At 68.7% G+C, this 23,306-nt stretch carries 21 protein-coding genes; 17 read left to right on the top strand and 4 right to left on the bottom strand.

The genetic code is table 11. From position 1 onward, the window contains the following. Positions 1-19: 19 nt before the first annotated feature. Positions 20-943 carry a LysR family transcriptional regulator gene (locus tag U6958_RS28670; RefSeq protein ID WP_034364263.1) on the top strand — a complete coding sequence of 308 codons (924 nt, stop codon included), beginning with the start codon at positions 20-22 and terminating at the stop codon, positions 941-943. A gap of 39 nt (positions 944-982) precedes the next feature. On the opposite strand, the gene U6958_RS28665 is transcribed toward U6958_RS28670, so the two are convergent. Next, a complete protein-coding gene (locus U6958_RS28665; RefSeq protein ID WP_016447946.1) occupies positions 983-1,504 on the bottom strand; it encodes a YqaA family protein in 522 nt (173 codons plus the stop codon). Between the two features lie 107 nt (positions 1,505-1,611). Here U6958_RS28665 and U6958_RS28660 point away from each other — a divergent pair, with 107 nt between their 5' ends. From U6958_RS28660 to U6958_RS28635, 6 genes are all read left to right on the top strand, one after another. Beyond that, the gene (locus U6958_RS28660) at positions 1,612-2,244 is read left to right on the top strand and encodes a hypothetical protein (RefSeq protein ID WP_074922778.1); all 633 of its coding nucleotides are present in this window, start codon (positions 1,612-1,614) and stop codon (positions 2,242-2,244) included. 143 nt (positions 2,245-2,387) lie between these two features. Continuing rightward, entirely contained in the window at positions 2,388-3,458 is a 1,071-nt protein-coding gene (gene dusB, locus U6958_RS28655) for a tRNA dihydrouridine synthase DusB (protein WP_017406139.1), read from the top strand. Beyond that, complete coding sequence (locus tag U6958_RS28650; protein WP_016447943.1) at positions 3,455-3,688, top strand: Fis family transcriptional regulator; 234 nt, start codon at positions 3,455-3,457, stop codon at positions 3,686-3,688. Before dusB ends, U6958_RS28650 begins: the two co-directional genes overlap by 4 nt. 44 nt (positions 3,689-3,732) lie before the next feature. Then, entirely contained in the window at positions 3,733-5,331 is a 1,599-nt protein-coding gene (gene purH, locus U6958_RS28645; protein WP_016447942.1) for a bifunctional phosphoribosylaminoimidazolecarboxamide formyltransferase/IMP cyclohydrolase, read from the top strand. Then, the gene (locus U6958_RS28640) at positions 5,331-5,807 is read left to right on the top strand and encodes a c-type cytochrome (RefSeq protein WP_017406137.1); all 477 of its coding nucleotides are present in this window, start codon (positions 5,331-5,333) and stop codon (positions 5,805-5,807) included. Before purH ends, U6958_RS28640 begins: the two co-directional genes overlap by 1 nt. A 2-nt stretch (positions 5,808-5,809) precedes the next feature. After that, positions 5,810-6,409 (top strand): DNA-3-methyladenine glycosylase I, encoded by a 600-nt coding sequence (locus U6958_RS28635; RefSeq protein ID WP_074922779.1) that lies wholly within the window; start codon positions 5,810-5,812, stop codon positions 6,407-6,409. Between the two features lie 50 nt (positions 6,410-6,459). On the opposite strand, the gene hemL is transcribed toward U6958_RS28635, so the two are convergent. Both hemL and U6958_RS28625 read right to left on the bottom strand, forming a co-directional pair. Then, positions 6,460-7,776: a glutamate-1-semialdehyde 2,1-aminomutase gene (gene hemL / locus U6958_RS28630; RefSeq protein ID WP_373681038.1), complete on the bottom strand. Its 1,317-nt coding sequence runs from the start codon at positions 7,774-7,776 to the stop codon at positions 6,460-6,462. Positions 7,777-7,850: 74 nt separating this feature from the next. Then, complete coding sequence (locus tag U6958_RS28625) at positions 7,851-8,810, bottom strand: bifunctional hydroxymethylpyrimidine kinase/phosphomethylpyrimidine kinase (protein WP_016453190.1); 960 nt, start codon at positions 8,808-8,810, stop codon at positions 7,851-7,853. Positions 8,811-8,925: 115 nt separating this feature from the next. Here U6958_RS28625 and U6958_RS28620 point away from each other — a divergent pair, with 115 nt between their 5' ends. Genes U6958_RS28620 through U6958_RS28595 form a run of 6 tightly spaced genes read left to right on the top strand, consistent with a single transcriptional unit; the run spans position 8,926 to position 19,125 of the window. Continuing rightward, complete coding sequence (locus tag U6958_RS28620; protein ID WP_017406135.1) at positions 8,926-9,078, top strand: rubredoxin; 153 nt, start codon at positions 8,926-8,928, stop codon at positions 9,076-9,078. Between the two features lie 47 nt (positions 9,079-9,125). Beyond that, the gene (locus tag U6958_RS28615; RefSeq protein WP_016447937.1) at positions 9,126-9,524 is read left to right on the top strand and encodes a PleD family two-component system response regulator; all 399 of its coding nucleotides are present in this window, start codon (positions 9,126-9,128) and stop codon (positions 9,522-9,524) included. Next, positions 9,524-9,889 (top strand): PleD family two-component system response regulator, encoded by a 366-nt coding sequence (locus U6958_RS28610; RefSeq protein ID WP_016447936.1) that lies wholly within the window; start codon positions 9,524-9,526, stop codon positions 9,887-9,889. The genes U6958_RS28615 and U6958_RS28610 overlap by 1 nt, the downstream gene beginning before the upstream one ends. Positions 9,890-9,904: 15 nt before the next feature. Then, positions 9,905-10,432, top strand: a complete 528-nt coding sequence (locus U6958_RS28605; RefSeq protein ID WP_016447935.1) for a chemotaxis protein CheW — start codon at positions 9,905-9,907, stop codon at positions 10,430-10,432. Positions 10,433-10,450: 18 nt separating this feature from the next. Further along, positions 10,451-12,703 (top strand): methyl-accepting chemotaxis protein, encoded by a 2,253-nt coding sequence (locus U6958_RS28600; protein WP_016447934.1) that lies wholly within the window; start codon positions 10,451-10,453, stop codon positions 12,701-12,703. 50 nt (positions 12,704-12,753) lie between these two features. Next, positions 12,754-19,125: an Hpt domain-containing protein gene (locus U6958_RS28595; protein ID WP_074922780.1), complete on the top strand. Its 6,372-nt coding sequence runs from the start codon at positions 12,754-12,756 to the stop codon at positions 19,123-19,125. An 89-nt stretch (positions 19,126-19,214) separates the two neighbouring features. On the opposite strand, the gene U6958_RS28590 is transcribed toward U6958_RS28595, so the two are convergent. Beyond that, the gene (locus U6958_RS28590) at positions 19,215-20,696 is read right to left on the bottom strand and encodes a deoxyribodipyrimidine photo-lyase (RefSeq protein ID WP_074922781.1); all 1,482 of its coding nucleotides are present in this window, start codon (positions 20,694-20,696) and stop codon (positions 19,215-19,217) included. 24 nt (positions 20,697-20,720) lie between these two features. Here U6958_RS28590 and U6958_RS28585 point away from each other — a divergent pair, with 24 nt between their 5' ends. From U6958_RS28585 to U6958_RS28570, 4 genes are read left to right on the top strand one after another with little or no spacing between them, the layout of a single operon-like run. Then, positions 20,721-21,320: a YqgE/AlgH family protein gene (locus tag U6958_RS28585; RefSeq protein WP_012203507.1), complete on the top strand. Its 600-nt coding sequence runs from the start codon at positions 20,721-20,723 to the stop codon at positions 21,318-21,320. Next, positions 21,317-21,775, top strand: a complete 459-nt coding sequence (gene ruvX / locus U6958_RS28580; protein WP_016447930.1) for a Holliday junction resolvase RuvX — start codon at positions 21,317-21,319, stop codon at positions 21,773-21,775. The genes U6958_RS28585 and ruvX overlap by 4 nt, the downstream gene beginning before the upstream one ends. Next, positions 21,772-22,290, top strand: coding sequence for a bifunctional pyr operon transcriptional regulator/uracil phosphoribosyltransferase PyrR (gene pyrR / locus U6958_RS28575; protein WP_013804027.1), 519 nt, complete (start codon positions 21,772-21,774; stop codon positions 22,288-22,290). Before ruvX ends, pyrR begins: the two co-directional genes overlap by 4 nt. 2 nt (positions 22,291-22,292) lie before the next feature. Beyond that, the gene (locus U6958_RS28570; RefSeq protein ID WP_012203510.1) at positions 22,293-23,255 is read left to right on the top strand and encodes an aspartate carbamoyltransferase catalytic subunit; all 963 of its coding nucleotides are present in this window, start codon (positions 22,293-22,295) and stop codon (positions 23,253-23,255) included. Positions 23,256-23,306 lie beyond the last annotated feature (51 nt).

Below are 23,306 nucleotides of genomic sequence, written 5' to 3'. Positions count from 1 at the left end.
CATCTATTCCAAAACTTTCATGCCAAGACTTCCTGACCTCGAAGCCTGGGCCGTCTTCGCCAAGGTGGCCGAGACAGGCTCCTTCGCCAAGGCCGCCGCCGAGCTGGGCGTCTCCCAGCCCACCATCTCCAAGGCCATCACGCGGCTGGAGACGCGGCTCAGGACCAGCCTGTTGCACCGCACCTCGCGGCGCATGTCGCTGACGGCCGGCGGCCAGGCCTCTCTGGAGCGGGCCGCGCGCATCCTGGCCGAGGGCGAGGCCGTGGAGGCCGAGATCAGCGAGCAGTCCAAGAGCCTGCGCGGCCCCATCCGCATTGCGGCGCCCATGTCGTTCGGCATCTCGCACCTGGCGCCGGCCGTGCCCGCCTTCATGGCCGAGCATCCCGAGGTCACGCTGGACCTGCACTTCAGCGACGAGCTGATCGACGTCGTGGCCCAGGGCTTCGACATCGCGCTGCGCATCTCCTCGCTGCCCGACTCCAGCCTGCTGGCGCGGCGCCTGTGCACGGTGCGCCTGCTGCTGGTGGGATCACCCGAATACTTCGAGCGCCACGGCCGCCCCACCCATCCGCGCGAGCTGGCGCAGCACCGGGCGCTGCGCTATGTGCACAGCCGCCTGGGCGAGGCCTGGCGCTTCGTGCATGCGCGCCGCGGCGAGTTCGCCCAGGTCGTGCCCACGGCCATGCGCGTGAACAATGCCGAGGGCCTGGCGCCGGCCCTGCGCGCCGGGCTGGGCCTGGCCCTGCAGCCCGAATTCCTGGCCTGGGAAGATTTGCAATCGGGTGCGCTGCAGACCTGCATGGACGACTGGCAGGTGCCCTCCATCGCCCTGCACATCGTCACGCCGCCGGGGCGCGCCCGGCCGGCGCGCGTGCAGGCGCTCATTGATTTCCTGGCCGCGCATTTCGCGCTGGCGCCCTGGGCGCGTGAGCCGCAGGCGTAGATCGCAAAAAGGGGAGGGCTTCGGTGGGGGGCTTCGGCCTCAGCTGGCCCAGGAGGCCGGCAGCAGCTGCAGCAGCACCACCGTCATCACCACATAGCGCAGGAACTTGCCGATGGCCATGTAGAACACGCAGGGCCAGAACGGCAGGCGCAGCCAGCCGGCCACGGCGCACAGCGGATCGCCCACCACGGGCAGCCAGCTCAGCAGGCAGGCCTTGGCGCCCAGGCGGCGCAGCCAGACGCGGGCGCGGCGCTCGTGGCGTGACAGATTGCGCGGCGGCTTGGCCCGTTCAGGCGGCAGCCCGGCCAGCCGCCGCTCGCGTGCCGCGCGCCAGGCCTTGTGCGCGCCCAGGCCCATCCACCAGCTGATGGCCCCGCCCAGCGTATTGCCGGCCGTGGCCACGAAAACCGTCTGCCAGAACAGGTCGGGATTGAGCTGGAGCAGGCCGACCACCGCAGGCTCCGAGCCCAGCGGCAGCAGCGTGGCCGAGATCAGGGCCACGATGAACACGGTGCTGAGGCCGAACTGCGGCAGCGCCAGCCAGCCCAGCAATTGATGCATCCAGACTTCCATAGGTGCTGCCAAGTGTAGGTCTGCGCTGGCTGACGCCTTGTCGGCCTGAAGCTATCGTGGGGCCTGGTCCGGAACCACAAAGAACAGGGGGCGTCATGCAGACAGGGCGGATTGCAGGATGGGCGGGATGGGCGGCATTGGGAATGGCAGCAGCCGGCCTGGCCGGCTGCGCCGCGTTGCAGCCATCGCCAGGCAAGGACACCACCGTGGTGGCACAGGCCGCTGCCCAGGCGCCACCGACCCAGGAGGCCGCACCGACCTCGGCCTGGGGCAAGGCGCTGCAGGCCAAGGGCTGCACCCTGCCGGACCCGGCCGTGGCCGACAGGCTGGAGCAGCTGCAGCGCGAGCTGGAGCCTCTGGGCCTGAAGCCGCGTCTGCAAGGCTGCGTGAGCCTGGCCGGTCCCGAGCCCCGCCCGGCCCTGGTGCTGGACGCCTGGGTGACCGACGGGCGCAAGGCCATGGCCGTGGTGCGCGGCCCGCTGGCCGACGGCGAGGCGCTGGACCTGGGGCTTGAGGCTGGGCTGCAGACAGCTGGGCTGCAGGCAGCCGGGCCGCAGAAAGCCGGGCCGCAGAAAGCCGGGCTGCAGAAGGTCGGCCTGCGTCCCATGCCCGACGACCAGGTCTCTCCCGACGTGCAATTCAACCGCCGCTGGTGGCAGGGCCGGCTCGGCGCCTACGGGCTGCAGGCCGTTCCGGGCCAGGTGCGCACCTTCGTTCCCACACCATGAAACCGCTGCGCTGTCTTGTTTTCGCCGCTTGGCCGCCTTGACGGCCCGGTTTTAGCCCTGCTGAAAATTTGGGCAGGTACAATCTTGGTCCTTTGTTGCCGCCCGTTTTGTGATCGGCGCGCGCGTTTTCTCCGGCTTTCCCGATGTCCTCCCTTCCCCTGTCCATAGGCCCCCATGCCCTGGCCAACCGCCTGTTCGTCGCCCCCATGGCGGGGGTGACGGATCGGCCGTTCCGCCAGCTGTGCAAGGCCCTGGGTGCGGGCTATGCGGTCAGCGAGATGGTGACTTCGCGCAAGGACCTGTGGAACAGCCTCAAGACCTCGCGCCGCGCCAACCATGAAGGCGAGCCCGGACCCATCGCGGTGCAGATCGCGGGCACGGACGCCGAGATGATGGCCGAGGCCGCGCGCTACAACCTGGACCGTGGCGCCCAGATCATCGACATCAACATGGGCTGCCCGGCCAAGAAGGTCTGCAACAAATGGGCCGGCTCGGCCCTGATGCAGAACGAGGCCCTGGCCGTGGAGATTGCCCAGGCTGTGGTAGAGGCCTGCGCCCCGCACGGCGTGCCCGTCACGCTGAAGATGCGCACCGGCTGGTGCGACGCGCACAGGAACGCCGTGGTGCTGGCCCGCCGCTTCGAGGAGGTGGGCATACAGATGCTCACCGTGCACGGCCGCACGCGCGAGCAGGGTTACAAGGGCTTTGCCGAGTACGACACCATCGCTGCCGTCAAGGCGGCGGTGCGCGTGCCCGTGGTGGCCAATGGCGACATCACCGGCCCCGAGAAGGCACGCGACGTGCTCGCCTACACGGGCGCCGATGCCGTGATGATCGGCCGCGCCGCCCAGGGCCGGCCATGGATCTTCCGCGAGATCGCGCACTTCCTGGCCACGGGCGAGCACATGGCCCCGCCCCTGGTGGCCGAGCTGCGCCGGCTGCTGCTGGAGCATCTGCAGGACCACTACAGCCTGTACGGCGAAGGCACCGGCGTGCGCAGTGCGCGCAAGCACATCGCCTGGTACCTGCGCAGCCTGCCGGGCGGCGAGGCATTCAGACAACACATCAACACCATCGAGGACTGCGCGGTGCAATGGCAGGCCGTGGCCGACTATCTGGACGCCCTGGGCGCGCAGATGGACCGGATACCAGCCGCCATCGATGCCGGCGCCACAAGCGCCGAATTCGCAGAGCCCGCAGGAATGACAGTATGAGCAACCAGAACATCGAACAATGCGTGCGTGAAAGCCTGGAGGGGTACTTCCGCGATCTCGACGGCGAAAAGCCCAATGGCATGTACGACATGCTGATCCACCTGGTCGAAAAGCCGCTGCTGGAAGTGGTGATGAGCCAGGCCGACAACAACCAGTCCCGCGCCGCCGACTGGCTGGGCCTGAACCGCAACACGCTGCGCAAGAAGCTGCTTGAGCACGACATGCTCTGAGCGGCACGAATTCCCCTTTTTTCAAACTCCCTGCACCGACGCCCATGAACGCCCTGCTCTCCGTCTCTGACAAGACCGGTATTGTCGAATTCGCCCAAGGCCTGCACGCCCTGGGCATCAAGCTGCTGTCCACCGGCGGCACCGCCAAGCTGCTGGCCGAGGCCGGCCTGCCCGTGACCGAGGTCGCCGAAGTCACCCAGTTCCCCGAGATGCTGGACGGCCGCGTCAAGACCCTGCACCCCAAGGTCCACGGCGGCCTGCTGGCGCGCCGCGAGCTGCCCGCCCACATGGCGGCCCTCAAGGAGCACGGCATCGACACCATCGACCTGCTGGTGGTGAACCTCTACCCCTTCGAGGCCACCGTGGCCAAGGCCGGCTGCACGCTGGCCGACGCCATCGAGAACATCGACATCGGCGGCCCTGCCATGGTGCGCTCTGCCGCCAAGAACTGGGCCGACGTGGGCGTGATCACCGATGCCGGCCAGTACGAGGCCGTGCTGGCCGAACTCAAGGCCAACGGAAAGCTCTCCGACAAGCTGCGCTTTGCGCTGTCCGTGGCCGCCTTCAACCGCATCGCCCAGTACGACGGCGCCATCAGCGACTACCTGTCCAGCGTGAAGTTCGAGGACGACAAGCTCTCCGAAGCCTACGTGCCAGAGCGCAGCGCCTTCCCCGGCCAGAGCAACGGCCACTTCACCAAGGTGCAGGACCTGCGCTACGGCGAAAACAGCCACCAGCAGGCCGCTCTGTACCGCGACCTGTATCCGGCCCCCGGCTCCCTGGTCACGGGCGAGCAGCTGCAGGGCAAGGAGCTGTCGTACAACAACATCGCCGACGCCGATGCCGCCTGGGAATGCGTCAAGAGCTTCGAGCAGCCTGCCTGCGTGATCGTCAAGCACGCCAACCCCTGCGGCGTGGCCGTGGGCAAGGACGCGCACGAAGCCTATGCCAAGGCCTTCCAGACCGACCCCACCAGCGCCTTCGGCGGCATCATCGCCTTCAACCGCACGGTGGACAAGGCGGCGGCCGAGGCCGTGGTCAAGCAATTCGTCGAGGTGCTGATGGCCCCCGACTTCACGGCCGAGGCGCTGGAAATCTTCAAGCCCAAGGTCAATGTGCGCCTCATGAAGATCGCCCTGCCGGCCGGCGGCGAGCGCGCCTGGGACCAGGGCCGCAACGCCGTGGACGCCAAGCGCGTCGGATCGGGCCTGCTGCTGCAGACCGCCGACAACCATGAGCTGGCCCTGGCCGACCTCAAGGTCGTCACCGTCAAGCAGCCTACGCCCGAAGAACTGCAGGACCTGCTGTTCGCCTGGAAGGTCGCCAAGTACGTCAAGAGCAATGCCATCGTGTTCTGCAAGAACGGCATGACCATGGGCGTGGGCGCAGGCCAGATGAGCCGCCTGGACTCGGCGCGCATCGCCTCCATCAAGGCCGAGGCCGCCAAGCTGAGCCTGCAGGGCACGGTCGTGGCCAGCGATGCCTTCTTCCCCTTCCGCGACGGCCTGGACGTGGTCGTTGACGCAGGCGCCACCTGCGTGGCCCAGCCCGGCGGCTCCATGCGCGACCAGGAAGTCATTGACGCCGCCAACGAGCGCGGCGTGGCCATGGTCTTCACCGGCGTGCGCCACTTCCGCCACTGATGGCCGGCCAACTGCCTCCTGGCGCAGACGACGAGGGCGACGACGCCCCCCAGCGGCCCCGCTGGCTGGGCTGGGCGCTCGTGGTCTTCATGCTGCTGGTGGCGCTGGGTGTCTTCAACATCGGCTGGCGCATCATGCGCGGGCCGGCTGTCGGGGCCACCACGGCGGCGGCCGCAGCTGCCGTGACAGCCGACGCGCAGCTGGCCGCCGGCAAGGCCCTGGTGGAAGGCAATGACTGCCTGCGCTGCCACGGCCTGGTGCGCCACTACGTGGGCCCGTCCTTCCAGCAGATCGCCGGCCGCTACCGGGGCCGCGAAGATGCCGCCGACTACCTGGCGCGCAAGATCCGCGAGGGCGGGGCCGGCGAATGGGGCCGCGCCATCATGCCGCGCCACCCGCACATCGATACGGCGCAATCCCTGCAGATGGCGGCCTGGCTGCTGTCCCTCCCTTCTCCCGAACCCGGGAAATCCTGACCATGTCCCGCCTGTTCACCGCCCCCGACGGCCGGCCGCGCTGCCACTGGTGCGCGGCCACGGACAGCTACCTGGCCTACCACGACCGTGAATGGGGCTTTCCCGTCACCGACGACCGGCGCCTGTTCGAGAAGCTCAGCCTCGAAGGCTTCCAGTCCGGCCTGAGCTGGCTGACCATCCTCAACAAGCGCGAGAACTTCCGCGCGGCCTTTGCGGGCTTCGACTTCCACCAGGTCGCGCGCTTCACCGAGGACGACGTGCTGCGGCTGCTGGGCGATGCGGGCATCGTGCGGCATCGCGGCAAGATCGAGGCCGTGATCAACAACGCGCAGCGGGCGCTGGAGATGGTGGAGGCGCAAGGCTCGCTGTCGGCCTTCTTCTGGCGCCATGCGCCTGCACCCGTGACCGGTGGCGGGCCCGTGTCCGAGACGGCCGAGTCCCGGGCGCTGTCCAAGGAGCTGAAGAAGCTCGGTTGGAAGTTCGTGGGGCCTACGACTGTCTACTCGTTCATGCAGGCCATGGGCCTGGTCAACGACCATGCGCAGGGCTGTGCCGTGCGCGATGAGGCCGAACAGGCGCGCCAGGCTTTTCTTCGGCCCTGACGCGAAAAGAGCCCGCAAGGGCGGGCTCGATCGGCAGGTACGGGCCAGCGTCAGAGCGTCTTGAACACTTCGCGCGCGGCTTCGATGGTTTTGTCGATGTCCGCGTCCGTGTGCGCGGCGCTCACGAAGCCGGCCTCGTACAGGGCGGGTGCGAAGTAGTGGCCGCGCTCCAGCATGCCGTGGAAGAAGCGGTTGAAGCGTGCGCCATCGGTCTTCATGACCTCGGTCCAGGTGCTGGGCAGCTCGGGCAGCAGGTAGAAGCCGAACAGGCCGCCCTGGTGGTCCACGCTGAAGGGCACGCCGGCGGCGTCGGCCTCGGCCTTGAAGCCGGCCATCAGGCGGCCGGTCTTCGCGTGCAGGGCGTCGTGGAAGCCCGGCTCGCTGATCAGCTCCAGCGTCTTGAGGCCGCAGGCCGTGGCAATGGGGTTGCCCGACAGGGTGCCTGCCTGGTAGACCGGGCCCAGGGGCGAGAGCTTTTCCATGATCTCGCGGCGCGCGCCGAAGGCCGCCATGGGCATGCCGCCGCCGATGACCTTGCCCAGCACGGTGATGTCGGGCGCAAAGCCTTCGATCTGCTGGGCGTACAGGCTCTGGGCACTGCCCAGGGCCACGCGAAATCCGGTCATCACCTCGTCGTAGACCATCAGCGCGCCATGCTCGCGCGTGAGTTCGCGGATGCGGCGCGTGAAGGGCACGCTGGCGCGCACGAAGTTCATGTTGCCTGCAATGGGCTCCATGATCACGCAGGCGATCTGGTCGCCGAACTGGGCGAAGGCCTCCTCGAGCTGGCCCACGTCGTTGTATTCCAGCACCACGGTGTCCTTGACCACGTCCTGCGGCACGCCGGCCGAGGAGGAGGCGCCAAAGGTCGCCAGGCCCGAGCCGGCCTTGACCAGCAGGGCGTCGGCATGGCCGTGGTAGCAGCCGTTGAACTTGATGATCTTGTTGCGGCCCGTGAAGCCGCGCGCCAGGCGCAGCGCGCTCATGCCGGCCTCGGTGCCCGAGCTGACCATGCGCACCATGTCCATGGAGGGCATGAGCGAGAGGATCTTCTCGGCCAGCACGACCTCGCGCTCCGTGGGGGCGCCGAAGGAGAAGCCTTCCAGCGCGGCGGCCTGCACGGCGGCCATCACCTCGGGGTGGCCGTGGCCCAGGATCATCGGACCCCAGGAGCCGATGTAGTCGGTGAACTGCTGGGCGTTCTCGTCCCAGAAATGCGCGCCCTGGGCACGGCGCACGAAGCGCGGCGTGCCGCCCACGGCGTTGAAGGCGCGCACGGGTGAATTCACGCCGCCGGGGATCACGGCCTTGGCGCGTTCGAACAGGGGAATATTCAGGTCAGTGGTCATAGTGCAGGAGTCTGCCATGTGCGGGGGACAAGCCAGAGGTGCCAAGCCAAGGGCCTGTGCCGGCCGCGCAGCCGCTCAGGCGGTGGCCTGCCTCAATGCTTGGTGTCATGAGGGGGCATCACGAAGCCTTCGATGGCCTGGGTGTCGGGGTCCAGTTCGGCGAGGGGCTCGGCGGCGGCCTCGGCATCTTCATCCTCGGGCTCGGGCTGGGCCCAGAACATGCGGTCCGGGATGTAGTGGCCCATGCCGGGGCGAAAGCCGCTGTCCAGGCTGCGGTCCAGGTACTCCAGCGCCTCCTGCGTGGCCAGCCCCAGGTCGTTGCCGCTGGCCACCAGGGCCGTCAGCGCGGCCGACAGGGTGTCGCCCGAGCCGGTGAAGGTGGCGTCGAACATCTCGTACTTGCTGTTGCCCAGCACCGACTGCGCCGTGGCCAGCACGTTGTCCACGAACTGGTCGGGCAGGGGAATGCCGGTGACCAGCACGTAGGGCACTTCCAGGGCCTCGGCCGCCATGGCGATGTCGCGCGCCGTGGGGCTGCGGCTGTTGGTCCAGTCGGGCAGCAGCCAGCGCGACAGCGTACTGTGGCTTCCAACCAACACAGACGTTTGCGGAAGAACAAGTTCCTTGAGGGCGTCCATGTACTGGTCGAGCGGGTCTTCCTCCCACCACGACAGGTCGGGCATGTAACAGACGATGGGGATGTCGGGGTAGTCGGAGGCGATCTCGGCAATCGCTGCCAGGTTGCCCGGGCTGCCCACGAAACCGACCTTGATGGCGGACACGGGAATGTCCTCCAGCACGGCGCGCGCCTGCTCGGCCACGGCCTCGTCGTCAAAGGGAAAATGCTCGAAGATCTTGGCCGAATCGCGTGCGTAGGCACCCGTGACCACGGGCAGCGGATGGCCGCCGACCGAGGCGATGGTGGCGATATCGGCCGACAGGCCGCCCGCCCCGCTGGGGTCGCTGGCGTTGAAGACCAGCACGCAGACGGGCGCGGTTTCGTCCATCGGCTCGGTGTCGGGACTGGGGGAGTTGGAGGGGTTCAATGCCATGGCTCAGCCCAGTGTGCGCCCCGCCAGCGAAGGCCGTGGCGGGTGGTTGTGACTAGATACAATCGTTGCATTCTATGTGAAGGCCCTTTAAGCTGTGACCGACCCCAAAACTTGGATGTGCTTGATCTGCGGGTGGATCTATGACGAGGCGCAAGGCTGCCCCGAGCATGGCATCGCACCCCAGACGCGTTGGGAAGACGTGCCCATGAACTGGACCTGTCCCGAGTGCGGAGCACGTAAAGAAGACTTTGAGATGGTCGAAATCTGAGCGCGGGACCACCCGCGCCGACTCATACATTTCCGGGAGGTTTCTCAGTGACGACATCGGGCGCACCCTTGCGCGTACTCGTGGTGGATGACAGCAATACCATCCGCCGCAGCGCAGAAATCTTCCTCAAGCAGGGCGGGCACGAAGTGCTCCTGGCCGACGACGGCTTCGACGCACTGTCCAAGGTCAACGACTACCAGCCCCAGCTGATCTTCTGCGACATCCTCATGCCCAAGCTGGACGGCTACCAGACCTGCGCCATCATCAAGCGCAACGCGCGCTTTGCTGACACGCCTGTGGTCATGCTCTCGTCCAAGGACGGCGTATTCGACAAGGCGCGCGGGCGCATGGTGGGCTGCCAGGACTACCTCACGAAACCCTTCACCAAAGACCAGCTGCTGCAGGCCGTGGAGCAGTTCGGCAAGCAAACCATAGGAGCACTTTGATGCCCATCCGCAAAGTCCTGGTCGTGGACGACTCCAAGACCGAACTGATGTTTCTGTCCGACATGCTGCAAAAGCAGGGCCTGCAGGTACGCACGGCCGAGAATGGCGAAGAGGCCATGCGCAGCCTGGCCGAAGACCGTCCCGACCTGATCCTGATGGACGTGGTCATGCCCGGCCAGAACGGCTTTCAACTGACGCGTGCCATCACGCGCGACCCGCTGTACGCCGACCTGCCCATCATCATGTGCACCAGCAAGAACCAGGAGACCGACCGGGTCTGGGGCATGCGCCAGGGTGCGCGGGACTACATCACCAAGCCTGTGGATGCCGATGAGCTGCAGGCCAAGATCGCGGCGCTGAACTGATCTGGTGCGCTGCCCATGGCGAACCGTGAAGCACTGCGCGATCTGCAGTCCCGTCTGGCTGGCCGCCTTCAGGCCGCACGCAGCGAAGGCGTCAAGGTGGCGGCCTGGCTGGCCGTCCAGGCCGGCGGGCGCAACTACCTGATGCCGCTGGGCCAGTCCGGCGAGATCTTTCCCTGGGCCGGCGTGCAGCCTGTGCCCTATACAAAGCCCTGGTTCCTGGGCATTGCCAACCTGCGCGGCACCCTGGCCGGCGTGATCGACCTGGCCAGCCTGCTGGGCCACGGCGTGACACGCAGCGAACCGGCGCTGGCCGAGTCCAGCCTGCTGGCGTTCAATGCCGCGCTGGAAGTGAATGCGGCCCTGCTCGTGGACCGCCTGCAGGGCCTGCGCAGCGCCGACGCATTCGTGCGCACCGAGCCTGCGCCCGAGCACTCTCCCGCCTTTTTCGGCCCCGTGCATATCGATGAAGCGGGCCACCGCTGGCAGGAGCTGCAACTGCAGCGCCTGTCCCAAACCTCCGAGTTTCTGAGCATTCGCGCCTGAGTTTCTGAAGGTCGTCCCATGTCATTCTTGCAACGTCTTGCAAATCGCTTCCAACGCAAGCCGGCCGACGCCGGCTCCGGTGCGGACAACAGCATGCTCGGAGACACCGTCTCCCAGGATATGTACGCACTCGATGCGTCACTGACCGTGCAGGGCGCCCCCGACGCCATGCCGGGCCGCGACGGCGGCGCAGCCGTTGACCACGACATGGTGGCCCTGCCGCTGCTGGGCCGCGCGCCTGCCGCGCGCCACCAGCGCACGCTGTCCACCTTGCTGGGTGTGTCGGTGCTGGCCCTGGTGCTGGCGGCGGCCTGGGCCCTGCGCCAGGCCGACGGCTCGGCGCAGCAGCTGGCCGCCACCGGCCAGGCGCTGATGCAGTCGCAGCGTCTGGCCAAGTCGGTCTCGCAGGCGCTGACGGGCGCGGCATCCTCCTTTGTGGACGTGCAGGACAGCTCCGGCGTGCTGGCGCGCAACGTGCGCGCCATTGCCTCGGGCGACGACTCCATGGGCGTGCGCCCGCTGGGCGGCGCCTATGCCGATGAACTGGCCCAGATCACGCCGCTGATGGAGCGCGCCGAGCAAAGCGCCAAGGTGGTGATGGACCAAAAGCAGATCCTGACCCAGGTCGGCGACGCGCTGCGCACCATCAACCGGCAGTCCTCGGACCTGCTGGAGATCGCCGAAACCATCTCCTCGCTGAAGCTGCAGCAGGGCGCCAGCCCGGCGGAAATCTCCGCTGCCGGCCAGCTCGTGATGCTGACCCAGCGTATCGGCAAGTCGGCCAACGAATTCCAGACCGCCGAAGGCGTGAGCCCCGAGGCCGTGTTCCTGCTGGGCAAGGACTTGAACTCGTTCAAGGAAATCTCCGAAAGCCTGCTGAGCGGCAGCAGCGAGCTGCGCCTGCCTCCCACGCGCGACGCCCAGACCCGCGAGCAGATCGAGGCGCTGATCAAGCTCTACGAAGAGACCCGCAGCGAGGCCAGCGCCATTTTGGGCAACCTGCAGGGCCTGGTGTCCGCCCGCGAAGCCCAGACCGCCATCAACGCCGACAGCGAACCGCTGCGCCGCCATCTGGAAGACCTGCAGAACAAGCTGCAAAGCGGCGCCGGCATCGGCTCGCTGCCCATGGGCCTGCTGGCGCTGGCCACCGTGCTGGTGCTGCTGTGCGGCGTGGGCCTGTCCCGCGTGCAGCTGCTCGACAGCCGTCTGCGCCAGGAAGCGGCCGAACGCCGCCAGGAAGAGTCCCGCGTGCAGGAGCATGAAGCCAAGCGCATCAACGATGCCAACCAGGCCGCGATTTTGCGCTTGATGAACGAACTGCAATCGGTGGCCGAAGGCGATCTGACGCAGGAAGCGACCGTGACCGAGGACATCACCGGCGCCATTGCCGACTCGGTGAACTACACGGTGGAAGAGCTGCGCGCCCTGGTGGGCAGCGTGCAGAACACGGCAACGCGCGTGGCACAGACCACGGCCGAGGTGGATGCCAACTCCACCGAGCTGCTGGCCGCGTCGACCGAACAGCTGCGCGAGATCCGCGAAACCGGCCGCTCCGTGCTGGACATGGCAGGCCGCATCAACGAGGTCTCGACCCAGGCGCAGGAATCTGCCCAGGTGGCGCGCCAGTCGCTGGAAGCTGCGGACCTGGGCCTGAAGGCCGTGCAGAACGCCATCGGCGGCATGAACTCCATCCGCGACCAGATCCAGGAAACCTCCAAGCGCATCAAGCGGCTGGGCGAATCCTCGCAGGAGATCGGTGAAATCACCGAGCTGATTTCCGACATTACCGAGCAGACCAACGTGCTGGCGCTGAACGCCGCCATCCAGGCCGCATCGGCCGGTGAAGCCGGTCGCGGCTTCTCGGTGGTGGCCGAAGAAGTGCAGCGCCTGGCTGAGCGCTCGGCAGATGCGACGCGCCAGATCGCGGCGCTGGTGAAGGCGATTCAGACCGACACCCAGGATGCCGTGGCCGCCATGGAGCGCTCCACCCAGGGTGTGGTCGAGGGGGCGCGACTGTCCGACTCCGCAGGTACCGCGCTGACCGAGATCGATACCGTGTCGCGCCACCTGGCCGAGCTGATCGAGCTGATCTCCTCGTCCACCTCGCGCGAGGCCGTCCTGGCCAACGACGTGGCCGAGAACATCCAGCACATTTTCGCGGTGACGGAGCAGACGGGCGAAGGCACGCGCACCACGGCGCAGCAGGTGCGCGAACTCTCGCACATGGCCGAGGAACTGCGCCAGTCGGTGGCGCGTTTCAAGATTGCCTGACCCGGTCCAACATAGCTATGCACAGGCCCTAGGGGCTTGGGGAACTGTCCATGTCAGTGGTTGACGAATCGCAAACGGGCGCGGCGCAGGCCGCGCACACCGAACAGGACCTGGGCCCGCTGGCCTGGGTGCTCGATGAGCTGCGCAAGTCGCTGGAAGGCGCGAGCAAGGCCGTGGCGCGTTTCGTGCGCGATGCCGATGCGGCGCGCGCCTCGGACCTTGAGGAGCTTGACACCTCGGCCCTGCGCATCGCCCGCCAGCAGTTGCACCAGGCCTGCGGCGCCCTCGAAATGGTGGGCCTGGGCTCTCCGGCCCTGGTGCTGCGCGGCATGGAAAGCGCCGTGCAGCGCTTCGTGCAGCGCCCCGAGCTGTGCACCGACCAGGCCGCCGCCACGCTGGAGCGCGCCAGCTTTGCCCTGATCGAATACCTGGAAACCGTGCTGGCCGGCAAGACCGTCTCGGCCGTGGCCCTGTTTCCCCAATACCGTGACACCCAGGCGCTGGCCGGCAACGACAAGGTGCATCCGGCCGACCTGTGGCCTGCCGAGCGCCGCGCGCGCGAGCCCGAATGGGCGCGCCAGGCCGAGCCGCTGGCCTACGGGCCCGATGCCCGCGCCCTGCTCGACGGCGTGGTGCTGCGCATGGTCAAGAGCGATGACCGCGAGGCCGCCGCCCAGATGCGTGACCTGTGCCTGCGCTTTGCCGTGGCCCAGACCGAGGATGTCACTGCACGCAGCTTCTGGAAGGTGGCCGCTGGCTTCTTCGACGCGCAGTCGCGCGGCCTGATCGTTGTCGACCTCTATGTGAAACGCATGGCCTCGCGCGTGCTGCTGCAGTACGCTGCCATGGCCAAGGGCGACCGCACGCCGCCTGCGCGCCTGCTGCAGGACCTGCTGTTCTTCTGCGCCCAGGCGCGCCCGGCCGAGCAGGCCGGCGCCGCCCTGCAGGCCGTGCGCCAGGCCTATGGCATGCAGGCCCAGCCGCAGGTGGACTACCAGCAGACCCGCTTTGGCCGCTACGACCCGGCCGTGCTGGTGCAGGCGCGCAAGCGCATCACCACGGCGGCGGAGACCTGGTCCGCCCTGGCAGGCGGCGACCGTGCGCGCACCAAGATCGTGGTGGACCAGTTCGCCCAGGTGGCCGAATCCCTGGTCAAGCTGCACCCGGCCAGCCATGGCCTGGCGCGCATGCTGATCAAGGTGGCCGAAACCGTGGCCCGCATCGGCGAGCCGCCGCCGGCGGAACTGGCCATGGAAGTGGCCACCTCCGTGCTCTATCTGCAGGCGGCCTTTGCCACCATGGACATGGGCGACGAGGAACTGGCCGAGCAATCCGCCAACCTGGTACAGCGCCTGGAGGAATCCCTGCAGGGCGCGCCCGCCCGGCCGCTGGAGCCGTGGATGGAGGAGCTGTACCGCCAGGCCAGCGACCACCAGACCATGGGCTCGGTCGTGGGCGAATTGCGTGCCACGCTGGCCGAGGCCGAGCGGCACCTGGACCAGTATTTCCGCAACCCCGCCGATGCCACCGTGCTGGCGCCGGTGTCTGGCCAGATGGCGCAGATGCGCGGCGTGCTGTCCGTGCTGGGCCTGGACCAGGCCACCCAGGCCATGCAGCGCATGCGCGAAACCGTGGAGCGGCTGGTATTGGGCGAGATCGCCGAGTCAGAACGTGCCCAGGTCTTCGACAAGCTGGGCAACAGCCTGGGCGCCATGGGTTTCCTGATCGACATGCTGAGCTACCAGCGCAGCATGGCGCGCAAGCTCTTTGTCTATGACGAGGCCGAAGGCGGCCTGCGCATCCTGATGGGCCGCCGTGGCCACCGCGCCGACGACGCGGGCAAGGCGCCCGAGCAGCTGCCGGCCCTGGACACCGCCGCCGTGCCGCCGCAGCGCGAAGCCGTTGCCGTGGCCCAGCCGCTGCCCGTGCCCCAGATCCAGCCCGCCGAGACTGCGCAGGACCTGCCTGCCGAACCCGCTGCGGCAGCACCGTCGGTGCCGGCGCCGCCGCCACCCTCCGTGGACCTTGTGCCCGAGCCCCTGCCGCAGGCGACTGCCGCCGGGCAGCAAGCGCTGGCCGACGATGCCGAACTGGCGCAATTCGCCAAGGCGCTCGAGATACCCGCCGAAGCGGCCCAAGCAGCTGACGTGGCTGAAGCGGCCGAACCGGTGCCCGGCCCTGCTGCCGCTTCCGCCACGGCTCAGCCCGAACCCCTGCCTGAACCCGTTCCCCCGCTGGCCGGTCTGACCGTCTCGGAAGATGATTCCGACGACGAAATCCTGAGCATCTTCCTGGAAGAGGCCCGCGAGGTCGTGGACAACGGCCTGCAGGCGCTGCGCACCCTGGCCGATGAGCCCGGCAACCTCAGCGAACAGACCACGCTGCGTCGCGCCTTCCATACGCTCAAGGGCAGCTCGCGCATGGTCGGCCTGGATGAATTCGGCGAAGCCGGCTGGGCCATGGAGCAAATGCTCAATGCCTGGCTGGCCGAGCAAAAGCCCATGCCCCAGCCCATGCAGGAGCTGGCCAGCGACGCGCTGCGCGCCTTTGGCGCCTGGGCTTCGGCCATTGAGCGCCAGCAGGCCGATGCCTGGCTGGCCACGCACTTCCGCGCCGCAGCCGATGCCATGCGCCTGGAAGGCGTGCGCGCCGACGTGGCCCTGGTGCCGCGCGCCGACCGCCGCACGCAGGCCGAGCCTGCCGCGGTCGAGGCGCCGGTGGAGCCCTTCGCCGCAGTGGAGCAGCAGCTGCAGGCCGAGCAGCGGGAAGCCCCCGAGCCGGCCGTGCCCGCCGAGACCACCGGGACCGCCGGTGACCTGGACATTGCGCTGGACTTCGGTCTGCTGGACCTGGACCCCCAGCCTGCGGCGGCTGTGCCCGAACAGTCGCAGGGTTCAACGCAGCCGGAGACCGCCGAGGCACCCGCCGCGCTGGCCACCGACGCGGTGGAGGAGCTGGACTTCGCCGCCTTCGAGGCGGCCATGCGCGACAGCGAGCAGGAAGCCCTGGCCGTTGTCTCGGGCGACCAGCCCGCGCTGCCCGGCACAGAGACCGTGCCCGAGGCACATGCCGACGCGCTGCCCGAGCTGCAAGCAGAAGCAGAAGCAGGCGCAGAAGCTGTAGCCGAAGCCGAAGCCGAAGCCGAAGTTGAAGCCGAAGAGCAGGCTCCGCACGCCGCCGTGCCGCTGGCGCCTTTCGAGGGGCTGGATCTGGACCTGACTCCGGCAGCCGCACCTGCCGAGGCCATCGAAGCCGTAGAAGCTTCCGAGGCGGAAACCCCGCAGGAGCTGCATGCCGAATCCGTGGCCGATGAGGCGCCTGCGGTGGCTGAGGAGTCCGGCGCACAGGAGCCGTCCGGCGTCGATGCCGATGGCTTCAAGGTCGTGGACGGCCTGCGCATCAGCGCGCCGCTGTACAACGTCTATCTCAACGAGGCCGACGAATGGTCGCGCCGCCTGGACCTGTCGCTGCAGCAATGGGCGACCGAGCCCGGCGAGCCCGTGCCCGATGACGCCATCGCCTTCGCGCATTCGCTGGCCGGCAGCTCGGCCACCGTGGGCTTCAAGGCCTTGTCGGACCTGGCGCGCCTGCTGGAGCATGCGCTGGCCCATCTGCAGCCGCAGCGCTGCGGCACGCCTGAGCAGGTCGCCGCCTGCATTGCGGCCTCCGACGAGGTGCAGCGCCTGCTGCACCAGTTCGCGGCCGGCTTCCTCAAGACACCCCAGCCGGGCGTGGAAGAAGCCCTGCAGGCACTGCTGGCGCTGGATATCGAAGTCGCGGACGCTCCGGACAGCCGGCTCGATGCGCTGCTGCCGGAGCCGTTGCCGCAGCCTGGCACGGATGCCGTGCTCGACGCCGGCGCCCATGCGCAGGCCCAGGCACAGGACGTGGCGCCGCTGGCCTATTCCATGCGCCCCCTGGTCAACGACGCACGCCAGGAAGCCGAGCTGCAGCGCCGCATCGATGAGGCCATCGCCCATGCGGTGGCCGTGGGCAACGACCTGGACGACGACATCGACGCCCTGGACGAGGTGGACCCCGACCTGTTCCCCATCTTCGAGGAAGAGGCCATCGAGCTGCTGCCCCGCCTGGGCGCTGCGCTGCGTCGCTGGCATGGCCGGCCTTCCCTGGACGAGGCGCGCCACGAAACGCTGCGCGCCCTGCACACCCTCAAGGGCAGTGCCCGGCTGGCTGGCGCCATGCGCCTGGGCGAAATGGCCCACCGGCTGGAATCCGCCGTGGAGCGGGTCGACAGCGAATCTCCCACGGCCGAGCAGATCGAGCCCTTGCTGGGCAACTTCGACGCATTGCAGGCCGGCTTCGACGTGCTGCGCGTTGCGGGCGAACAGGTGCAGGATGGGCCGCTGGGCCTGGCCGATGGGCCGGACCAGGCCGAGCCTGCCGCCTCTGCGGTGTCTTCTGACGCCACGGCCTCCGACGCCTCGGGCGCTGGCGCATCCCCGGCGCCGGCCGACGCACAGCCGGCTCCTGTCACCGCGCCGCTGCGTGCGGGCGCCCACCAGACGGTGCGCGTGCGCGCCCAGTTGCTGGACCGCCTGATCAGCCAGGCCGGCGAGGTGCTGATTGCGCGCTCGCGTGTCGATGCGCGCCTGGCCCAGGCCCGTGGCTCGCTGGACGAGCTGGCCGGCAACCTGGAGCGCCTGCGCATGCAGCTGCGCGACATCGAGGTCCAGGCCGAGAGCCAGATGCAGTCGCGCCTGGCCCTGTCCAAGGACTCGGCGGCCGGCTTCGACCCGCTGGAGTTCGACCGCTTCACGCGGGTGCAGGAACTCACGCGCATGATGGCCGAGTCGGTCAACGACGTGGCCACCGTGCAGCGCAACCTGCAGCGCGACATGGCGGGCGCCGAGGACGACCTGGTCGCCCAGGGCCGCCAGGCGCGCGAACTGCAGCGCGACCTGCTGCGCACGCGCATGGTGGAGTTCGACTCCCTGGCCGAGCGCCTGTATGCCGTGGTCCGCCAGACCTCCAAGGAAATGGGCAAGCAGGTGCGGCTGAACATCCTCGGCGGCACCATTGAAATGGACCGGGGCATGCTGGACCGCATGATGCCGGCCTTCGAACACCTGCTGCGCAACTGCGTGGCCCACGGCATCGAGCCGCCCGAGCAGCGCACCGCTGCCGGCAAGCCGGCCATGGGCACCATCGAAATCATCCTGAGCCAGGAGCGCAACGACGTGGCGCTGTCGGTGGAGGACGATGGCGCCGGCCTGAACCTGCAGCGCATCCGCGACAAGGCCGTGGCCCAGGGCCTGTGGCCCGAGGACCAGACGCTGACCGAGCAGGACGCCGGCCGCCTGATCTTCGAGCCCGGCTTCACCACCGCCACCGAGGTGACCGGCGTGGCCGGCCGGGGCATCGGCATGGACGTGGTGCGCTCCGAGGTCAACGCGCTGGGCGGCCGCATCGAGACCCACAGCGAAGCGGGCCGGGGCAGTGCCTTCCGCCTCGTGCTGCCGCTGACCACGGCCGTCACCCAGGTGGTCATGCTGCGCGCGGGCAGGCTGCTGGTCGGCGTGCCGGCCAGCCTGGTGGAAATCGTGCGCCGTGCGCCCTTGGATCTGCTGCAGCAGGCCTATGCCAGCCACGGCTTTGAAGATGGCGGCGAGACCTTGCCCTTCTACTGGGCGGGCGCGCTGTGGCAGTCCTCCCTGCGCAGCGAGGAAACCGTGGGCCGCACCCGGCCCGTGGTCATCCTGCGCAGCGCGTCGCAGCGCATTGCGCTGCACGTGGACGAAGTGCTGGGCAACCAGGAAGTGGTGATCAAGAACCTCGGCCCCCAACTGGCCCGCCTGCCCGGCCTGACCGGCATGTCGGTGCTGGCCTCGGGCGCCGTGGTGCAGATCTACAACCCTGTGGCGTTGGCCAACGTCTATGGCGACGAGGTGCGCGCCCGGACCGAAGAGGCCGAGCGTGCCGCCGGCCAGGGCGACGGCGAAGCCGTGCCGGCCAGCGCGGGACCGGTCTCGGTGCCGCTGGTGCTGGTGGTGGACGACTCCATCACCGTGCGCCGCGTCACCCAGCGCCTGCTGCAGCGCGAAGGCTACCGCGTGGCCCTGGCGGCCGACGGCCTGCAGGCCATGGAACGCCTGGCCGAGGAGCGCCCGACCCTGGTGCTGTCCGACATCGAGATGCCGCGCATGGACGGTTTCGACCTGCTGCGCAACATCCGCGCCGACGAGGCCCTGCGCGACCTGCCCGTGGTCATGATCACCTCGCGCATCGCCCAGAAGCACCGCGAGATGGCGCGCCAGCTGGGCGCCAACCACTACCTGGGCAAGCCCTACTCGGACGAGGAGCTGCTGGGCCTGATCCAGCACTATTCCCTGCAAGGGAACAGCACCCAGCCTGCGCCGCTGTCACTGCAGACGGAGACGCAGGTGCTGGGCGAAGAGGCCTGAGCCTCGGCGGCCAGCCCTCGCCCCGCAAAAAAGGAGCAGCCAGCGCTGCTCCTTTTTTCTTGGCTCCGGTGTCTTTGCACCGGCTTCCTTCAGCCCGCCTGCTTGACCACGCTATAGCGGGCCAGCGTGCGCTCGCGCGCGGCTGCGTGGTCCACCACGGGATGGGGATAGTCCGTGCCCAGCACCACGCCGGCCTCGGCCAGCTCCAGCGGCCGGGCCTGCCAGGGCGCGTGGCGCAGCGCGGCGGGCAGGCGGGCCAGCTCGGGCACGTAGCGCTCGATGAAGCGCGCGTCGGCATCGAACTTCTGGCTTTGCGTGATGGGGTTGAAGATGCGGAACCAGGGCTGGGCGTCGCAGCCCGTGGAGGCCGCCCACTGCCAGCCGCCGTTGTTGGCCGCCAGGTCGAAGTCGTTGAGCTGGCGAGCAAACCAGGCTTCGCCCCGGCGCCAGTCTATGCCCAGATCCTTGACCAGGAAGCTGGCCGCCACCATGCGCAGCCGGTTGTGCATGTAGCCCGTGGTGTTGAGCTGGCGCATGGCGGCATCGACCAGCGGATAGCCGGTGCGGCCCTCGCACCAGGCGGCGTACAGCGCATCGGCCTCGGGGCCGGTATCCCACACGATGGCGTCGTAGGCGGGCTTGAAGCTGGCGTGCACCACGTGCGGATGGTGGGCCAGGATCTGGAAATAGAAGTCGCGCCAGATCAGCTCGGACAGCCAGGTGGCGGCGCCCTCGGCATCATGGGGCTGGCTCTGCGTCTGCTCCCAGGCCAGCCTTGCCAGGCGGCGGATGGAGACCGTGCCGAAGCGCAGGTGCACGCTCAGGTAGCTGGGGCCCTTGACGGCGGGAAAGTCGCGCGCCTGCCTGTAGCGCGGCAGGCGCGGCAGGAAGTCGGCCAGCAGTTCCTCGGCGCCGGCGCAGCCCGTGGGCAGGCGCAGGCCGTCCAGCGTGCCGGCTTCGAAGCCCAGGTCGGCTGCGGTGGGCACGGGGCGGCGCTCGCCTTCGGGGCGTGGCGCCAGGCGCTCGGGCAGGTCGCGCTCGCAGGGATAGGCGGACAGGAAGAACGGCGTGACCTGGCGCAGCCAGGCGTTCTTGTACGGCGTGAACACCGAGAACGGCGCGCCGGCCTGGGTCAGCACCTCGTCGCGCGCAAAGACCATGTGGTCCTTGAAGCTGTGCAGGGCCACGCCCTCGGCGGCCAGGGCCTGGCGCACGCGGGCGTCGCGGGCCAGGGCGTCGGGCTCGTCGTCCCAGTTGCAGAACACGGCCTGGGCGCCGAGCTGCCGGGCCAGGGCCGGGATCTGCTCAGCGGGCCGGCCGCGGCGCACGATGAGGCCGGTGTCGGCGCGGCCCGAGGCCTCGCGCAGCGCATCGTCCAGGCCCGCCAGGCTCTGGCAGATGAACTCCACGCGCCGGTCGGCACGGGGCAGGGGGGCGAGGATGTCGTCGTCGAAGATGAACACGCAATGTACCTGCCGGCACTGGCGCAGCGCATGGTAGAGGGCGGCATGGTCAGCCAGGCGCAGGTCGCGCCGCAGCCAGACCAAGCCCACAGGGTAAGAAGGTGGCATGGATCGCCGGTAAAATCCGTGGTTATGTCTGCTGAAACTGCGCCTATCAATCTGACGCACCACTTCCTGATTGCCATGCCTGGCCTGGAAGACGAAGCGTTCTCGCGCAGTGTGATCTACCTGTGCGAACACAGCGAGCGCGGTGCGCTCGGTCTGATTATCAACAAGCCCTCGCAGCTTACGCTGGAAGGCTTGCTGGAAAAGGTGGATCTGGCCCTGGGCCGCGAGGACCTTCGCGGCAACCGTGTCTTCAACGGCGGACCCGTGCAGACCGATCGCGGCTTCGTGCTGCACGACCCCATGGTCATCGAAGGCGCGCCCGACGACGAGTCCGCCTACGCCTCGACCATGACCATCCCCGGCGGCCTGGAGATGACCACCTCCAAGGACGTGCTCGAAGCCCTGTCCGACGGCGCAGGCCCCAAGCGCCTGCTGGTCACCCTGGGCTACGCGTCCTGGGGCGAGGGCCAGCTGGAGTCGGAGCTGGCCGAAAACGCCTGGCTCACGGTGGGCGCCGACGCCAACGTCATCTTCGATACCCCGGTCGACGACCGCTATGACCGCGCCCTGGGCCTGCTGGGCCTGCAGCGCTGGATGATCTCGCCCGAAGCGGGGCGCGCATGAGCCTGCCCGCTCCCGAGTCCCAGGCAGCAGCGGCAGCCGGCACGGCCGTGCCGCCCACCGTTCCCTCCCATTTCCAGAGTTTCGTGGCCTTCGATTTCGGGGCCAAGCGCACGGGCTGCGCCGTGGGCACGCGCCTGCTGCGCTCGGCCAACCCGCTGCCCACCATCCGCGCCGAGGCCGGCGAGGCCCGCCTGGCCCAGGCCGGCGAGCGCATCAAGGAGTGGCAGCCCGATGCCCTGGTCATCGGCGTGCCCTACCACCCCGACGGCAACGCGCATGAGAACACGGCGCGGGCGAAGAAGTTCGGCCGCCAGCTCAAGAGCCGCTTCGGCCTGCCTGTCTACGAGGTGGACGAGCGCTACAGCACCACCGAGGCCCTGGCCGGTGGCGCAAGGGATGCCGATGCGGCCTCGGCCTGCATCATTCTTGAACAGTTTTTGAGGAGTCTTCCATGAGTGAATCCATTGCGGGAGCCGGCAGCCTGGTGCTGGACGCCGAGGCCCTGTACCGCGAACTGCTGCGCGGCGTGCGCAGCCTCATGGGGCCTGAAACCCGCCTGGCCGGCATCACCTCGGGCGGCGCCTGGCTGGTGGAGCGGCTGCACAAGGACCTGAACCTGCCCGGCAACCCCAGCGTGCTGTCCTCGGCCCTGCACCGCGACGACTTCGCGCAGCGCGGCATGGCCACCAGCGCCCAGACGCAGATCGACTTTGACGTCAACGGCGCCGACATCCTGGTGCTGGACGACGTGCTCTACACCGGCCGCACCGTGCGCGCCGTGCTCAACGAACTCTATGACTACGGCCGCCCGGCCTGCGTGCGCCTGGCGGTGCTGGTGGACCGGGGCGGGCGCGAGCTGCCCTTCCAGGCCGACTTCGCCGCCGCGCGCATCGCGCTGCCGGCCGACCGCCTGCTGTCGCTGGCGCGCGATGACGCCGGCGTCTTCCAATTCCGCATCCAAGAGGCCTGACCGTGCTGTACAAGCGCAATCCCCAGCTCAACAAGAACGGCGAACTGATCCACCTGCTGTCCACCGAAGGACTGTCCAAGGACATCCTGACCCACATCCTGGACACGGCGGCCAACTTCGTCAGCGTCAATGACCGCGAGGTCAAGAAGGTGCCGCTGCTGCGCGGCAAGAGCGTGTTCAACCTGTTCTTCGAGAACAGCACGCGCACGCGCACCACGTTCGAGATCGCGGCCAAGCGCCTGTCGGCTGACGTGTTCAACCTGGACATTGCGCGCAGCTCGGCCAGCAAGGGCGAGTCGCTGCTGGACACCATCGCCAACCTCTCGGCCATGGCCGCCGACATCTTCGTCGTGCGCCACAGCGAGTCGGGTGCGCCCTACCTCATCGCCCAGCATGTGGCGCCCCATGTCCACGTGGTCAATGCCGGCGACGGCCGCCACGCCCACCCCACGCAGGGGCTGCTGGACATGTACACCATCCGCCACTACAAGAAGGACTTCGCCAACCTGCGCGTGGCCATCGTGGGCGATGTGCTGCATTCGCGGGTGGCGCGCTCCGACATCCATGCGCTGACCACGCTGGGCGCGGCCGAAGTGCGCGTCGTCGGCCCGCGCACCCTGGTGCCGCCGGACCTGGCGCAGATGGGCGTGCGCGTCTTCCACACGCTGGAAGAGGGCATCCGGGACTGCGACGTGATCATCATGCTGCGCCTGCAGAACGAGCGCATGAGCGGCGCCCTGCTGCCGTCCAGCCAGGAATACTTCAAGAGCTTCGGCCTCACGGCCGAGAAGCTGCGCCTGGCCAAGCCGGACGCCATCGTCATGCACCCGGGACCCATCAACCGCGGCGTGGAGATCGACTCCGAAGTGGTCGATGGCCCGCAGGCCGTGATCCTGTCGCAGGTGTCCTTCGGCATCGCGGTCCGCATGGCCGTCATGTCCATCGTCGCCGGCAACGAGGCTTGAAATGAAGCACCCCCTGAGCGACTGCGTCGCTTCCCCCTCTCTCGCTACGCG

Source organism: Delftia lacustris (assembly GCF_040267515.1).
Classification (GTDB): Bacteria; Pseudomonadota; Gammaproteobacteria; order Burkholderiales; family Burkholderiaceae_C; genus Comamonas; species Comamonas tsuruhatensis.
This window is presented reverse-complemented; position numbering and strand designations above follow the sequence as displayed.

Excerpts from the sequence above, each read along its gene's own strand:
- hemL (WP_373681038.1), bottom strand. The coding sequence starts at position 7,776 with ATGGCAGACTCCTGCACTATGACCACTGACCTGAATATTCCCCTGTTC.
- purH (WP_016447942.1), top strand. The coding sequence starts at position 3,733 with ATGAACGCCCTGCTCTCCGTCTCTGACAAGACCGGTATTGTCGAATTC.
- dusB (WP_017406139.1), top strand. The coding sequence starts at position 2,388 with ATGTCCTCCCTTCCCCTGTCCATAGGCCCCCATGCCCTGGCCAACCGC.
- U6958_RS28650 (WP_016447943.1), top strand. The coding sequence starts at position 3,455 with ATGAGCAACCAGAACATCGAACAATGCGTGCGTGAAAGCCTGGAGGGG.
- U6958_RS28600 (WP_016447934.1), top strand. The coding sequence starts at position 10,451 with ATGTCATTCTTGCAACGTCTTGCAAATCGCTTCCAACGCAAGCCGGCC.
- U6958_RS28585 (WP_012203507.1), top strand. The coding sequence starts at position 20,721 with ATGTCTGCTGAAACTGCGCCTATCAATCTGACGCACCACTTCCTGATT.
- U6958_RS28640 (WP_017406137.1), top strand. The coding sequence starts at position 5,331 with ATGGCCGGCCAACTGCCTCCTGGCGCAGACGACGAGGGCGACGACGCC.
- U6958_RS28660 (WP_074922778.1), top strand. The coding sequence starts at position 1,612 with ATGCAGACAGGGCGGATTGCAGGATGGGCGGGATGGGCGGCATTGGGA.
- pyrR (WP_013804027.1), top strand. The coding sequence starts at position 21,772 with ATGAGTGAATCCATTGCGGGAGCCGGCAGCCTGGTGCTGGACGCCGAG.
- U6958_RS28620 (WP_017406135.1), top strand. The coding sequence starts at position 8,926 with ATGTGCTTGATCTGCGGGTGGATCTATGACGAGGCGCAAGGCTGCCCC.
- ruvX (WP_016447930.1), top strand. The coding sequence starts at position 21,317 with ATGAGCCTGCCCGCTCCCGAGTCCCAGGCAGCAGCGGCAGCCGGCACG.
- U6958_RS28665 (WP_016447946.1), bottom strand. The coding sequence starts at position 1,504 with ATGCATCAATTGCTGGGCTGGCTGGCGCTGCCGCAGTTCGGCCTCAGC.
- U6958_RS28625 (WP_016453190.1), bottom strand. The coding sequence starts at position 8,810 with ATGGCATTGAACCCCTCCAACTCCCCCAGTCCCGACACCGAGCCGATG.
- U6958_RS28605 (WP_016447935.1), top strand. The coding sequence starts at position 9,905 with ATGGCGAACCGTGAAGCACTGCGCGATCTGCAGTCCCGTCTGGCTGGC.
- U6958_RS28670 (WP_034364263.1), top strand. The coding sequence starts at position 20 with ATGCCAAGACTTCCTGACCTCGAAGCCTGGGCCGTCTTCGCCAAGGTG.
- U6958_RS28590 (WP_074922781.1), bottom strand. The coding sequence starts at position 20,696 with ATGCCACCTTCTTACCCTGTGGGCTTGGTCTGGCTGCGGCGCGACCTG.
- U6958_RS28610 (WP_016447936.1), top strand. The coding sequence starts at position 9,524 with ATGCCCATCCGCAAAGTCCTGGTCGTGGACGACTCCAAGACCGAACTG.
- U6958_RS28595 (WP_074922780.1), top strand. The coding sequence starts at position 12,754 with ATGTCAGTGGTTGACGAATCGCAAACGGGCGCGGCGCAGGCCGCGCAC.
- U6958_RS28635 (WP_074922779.1), top strand. The coding sequence starts at position 5,810 with ATGTCCCGCCTGTTCACCGCCCCCGACGGCCGGCCGCGCTGCCACTGG.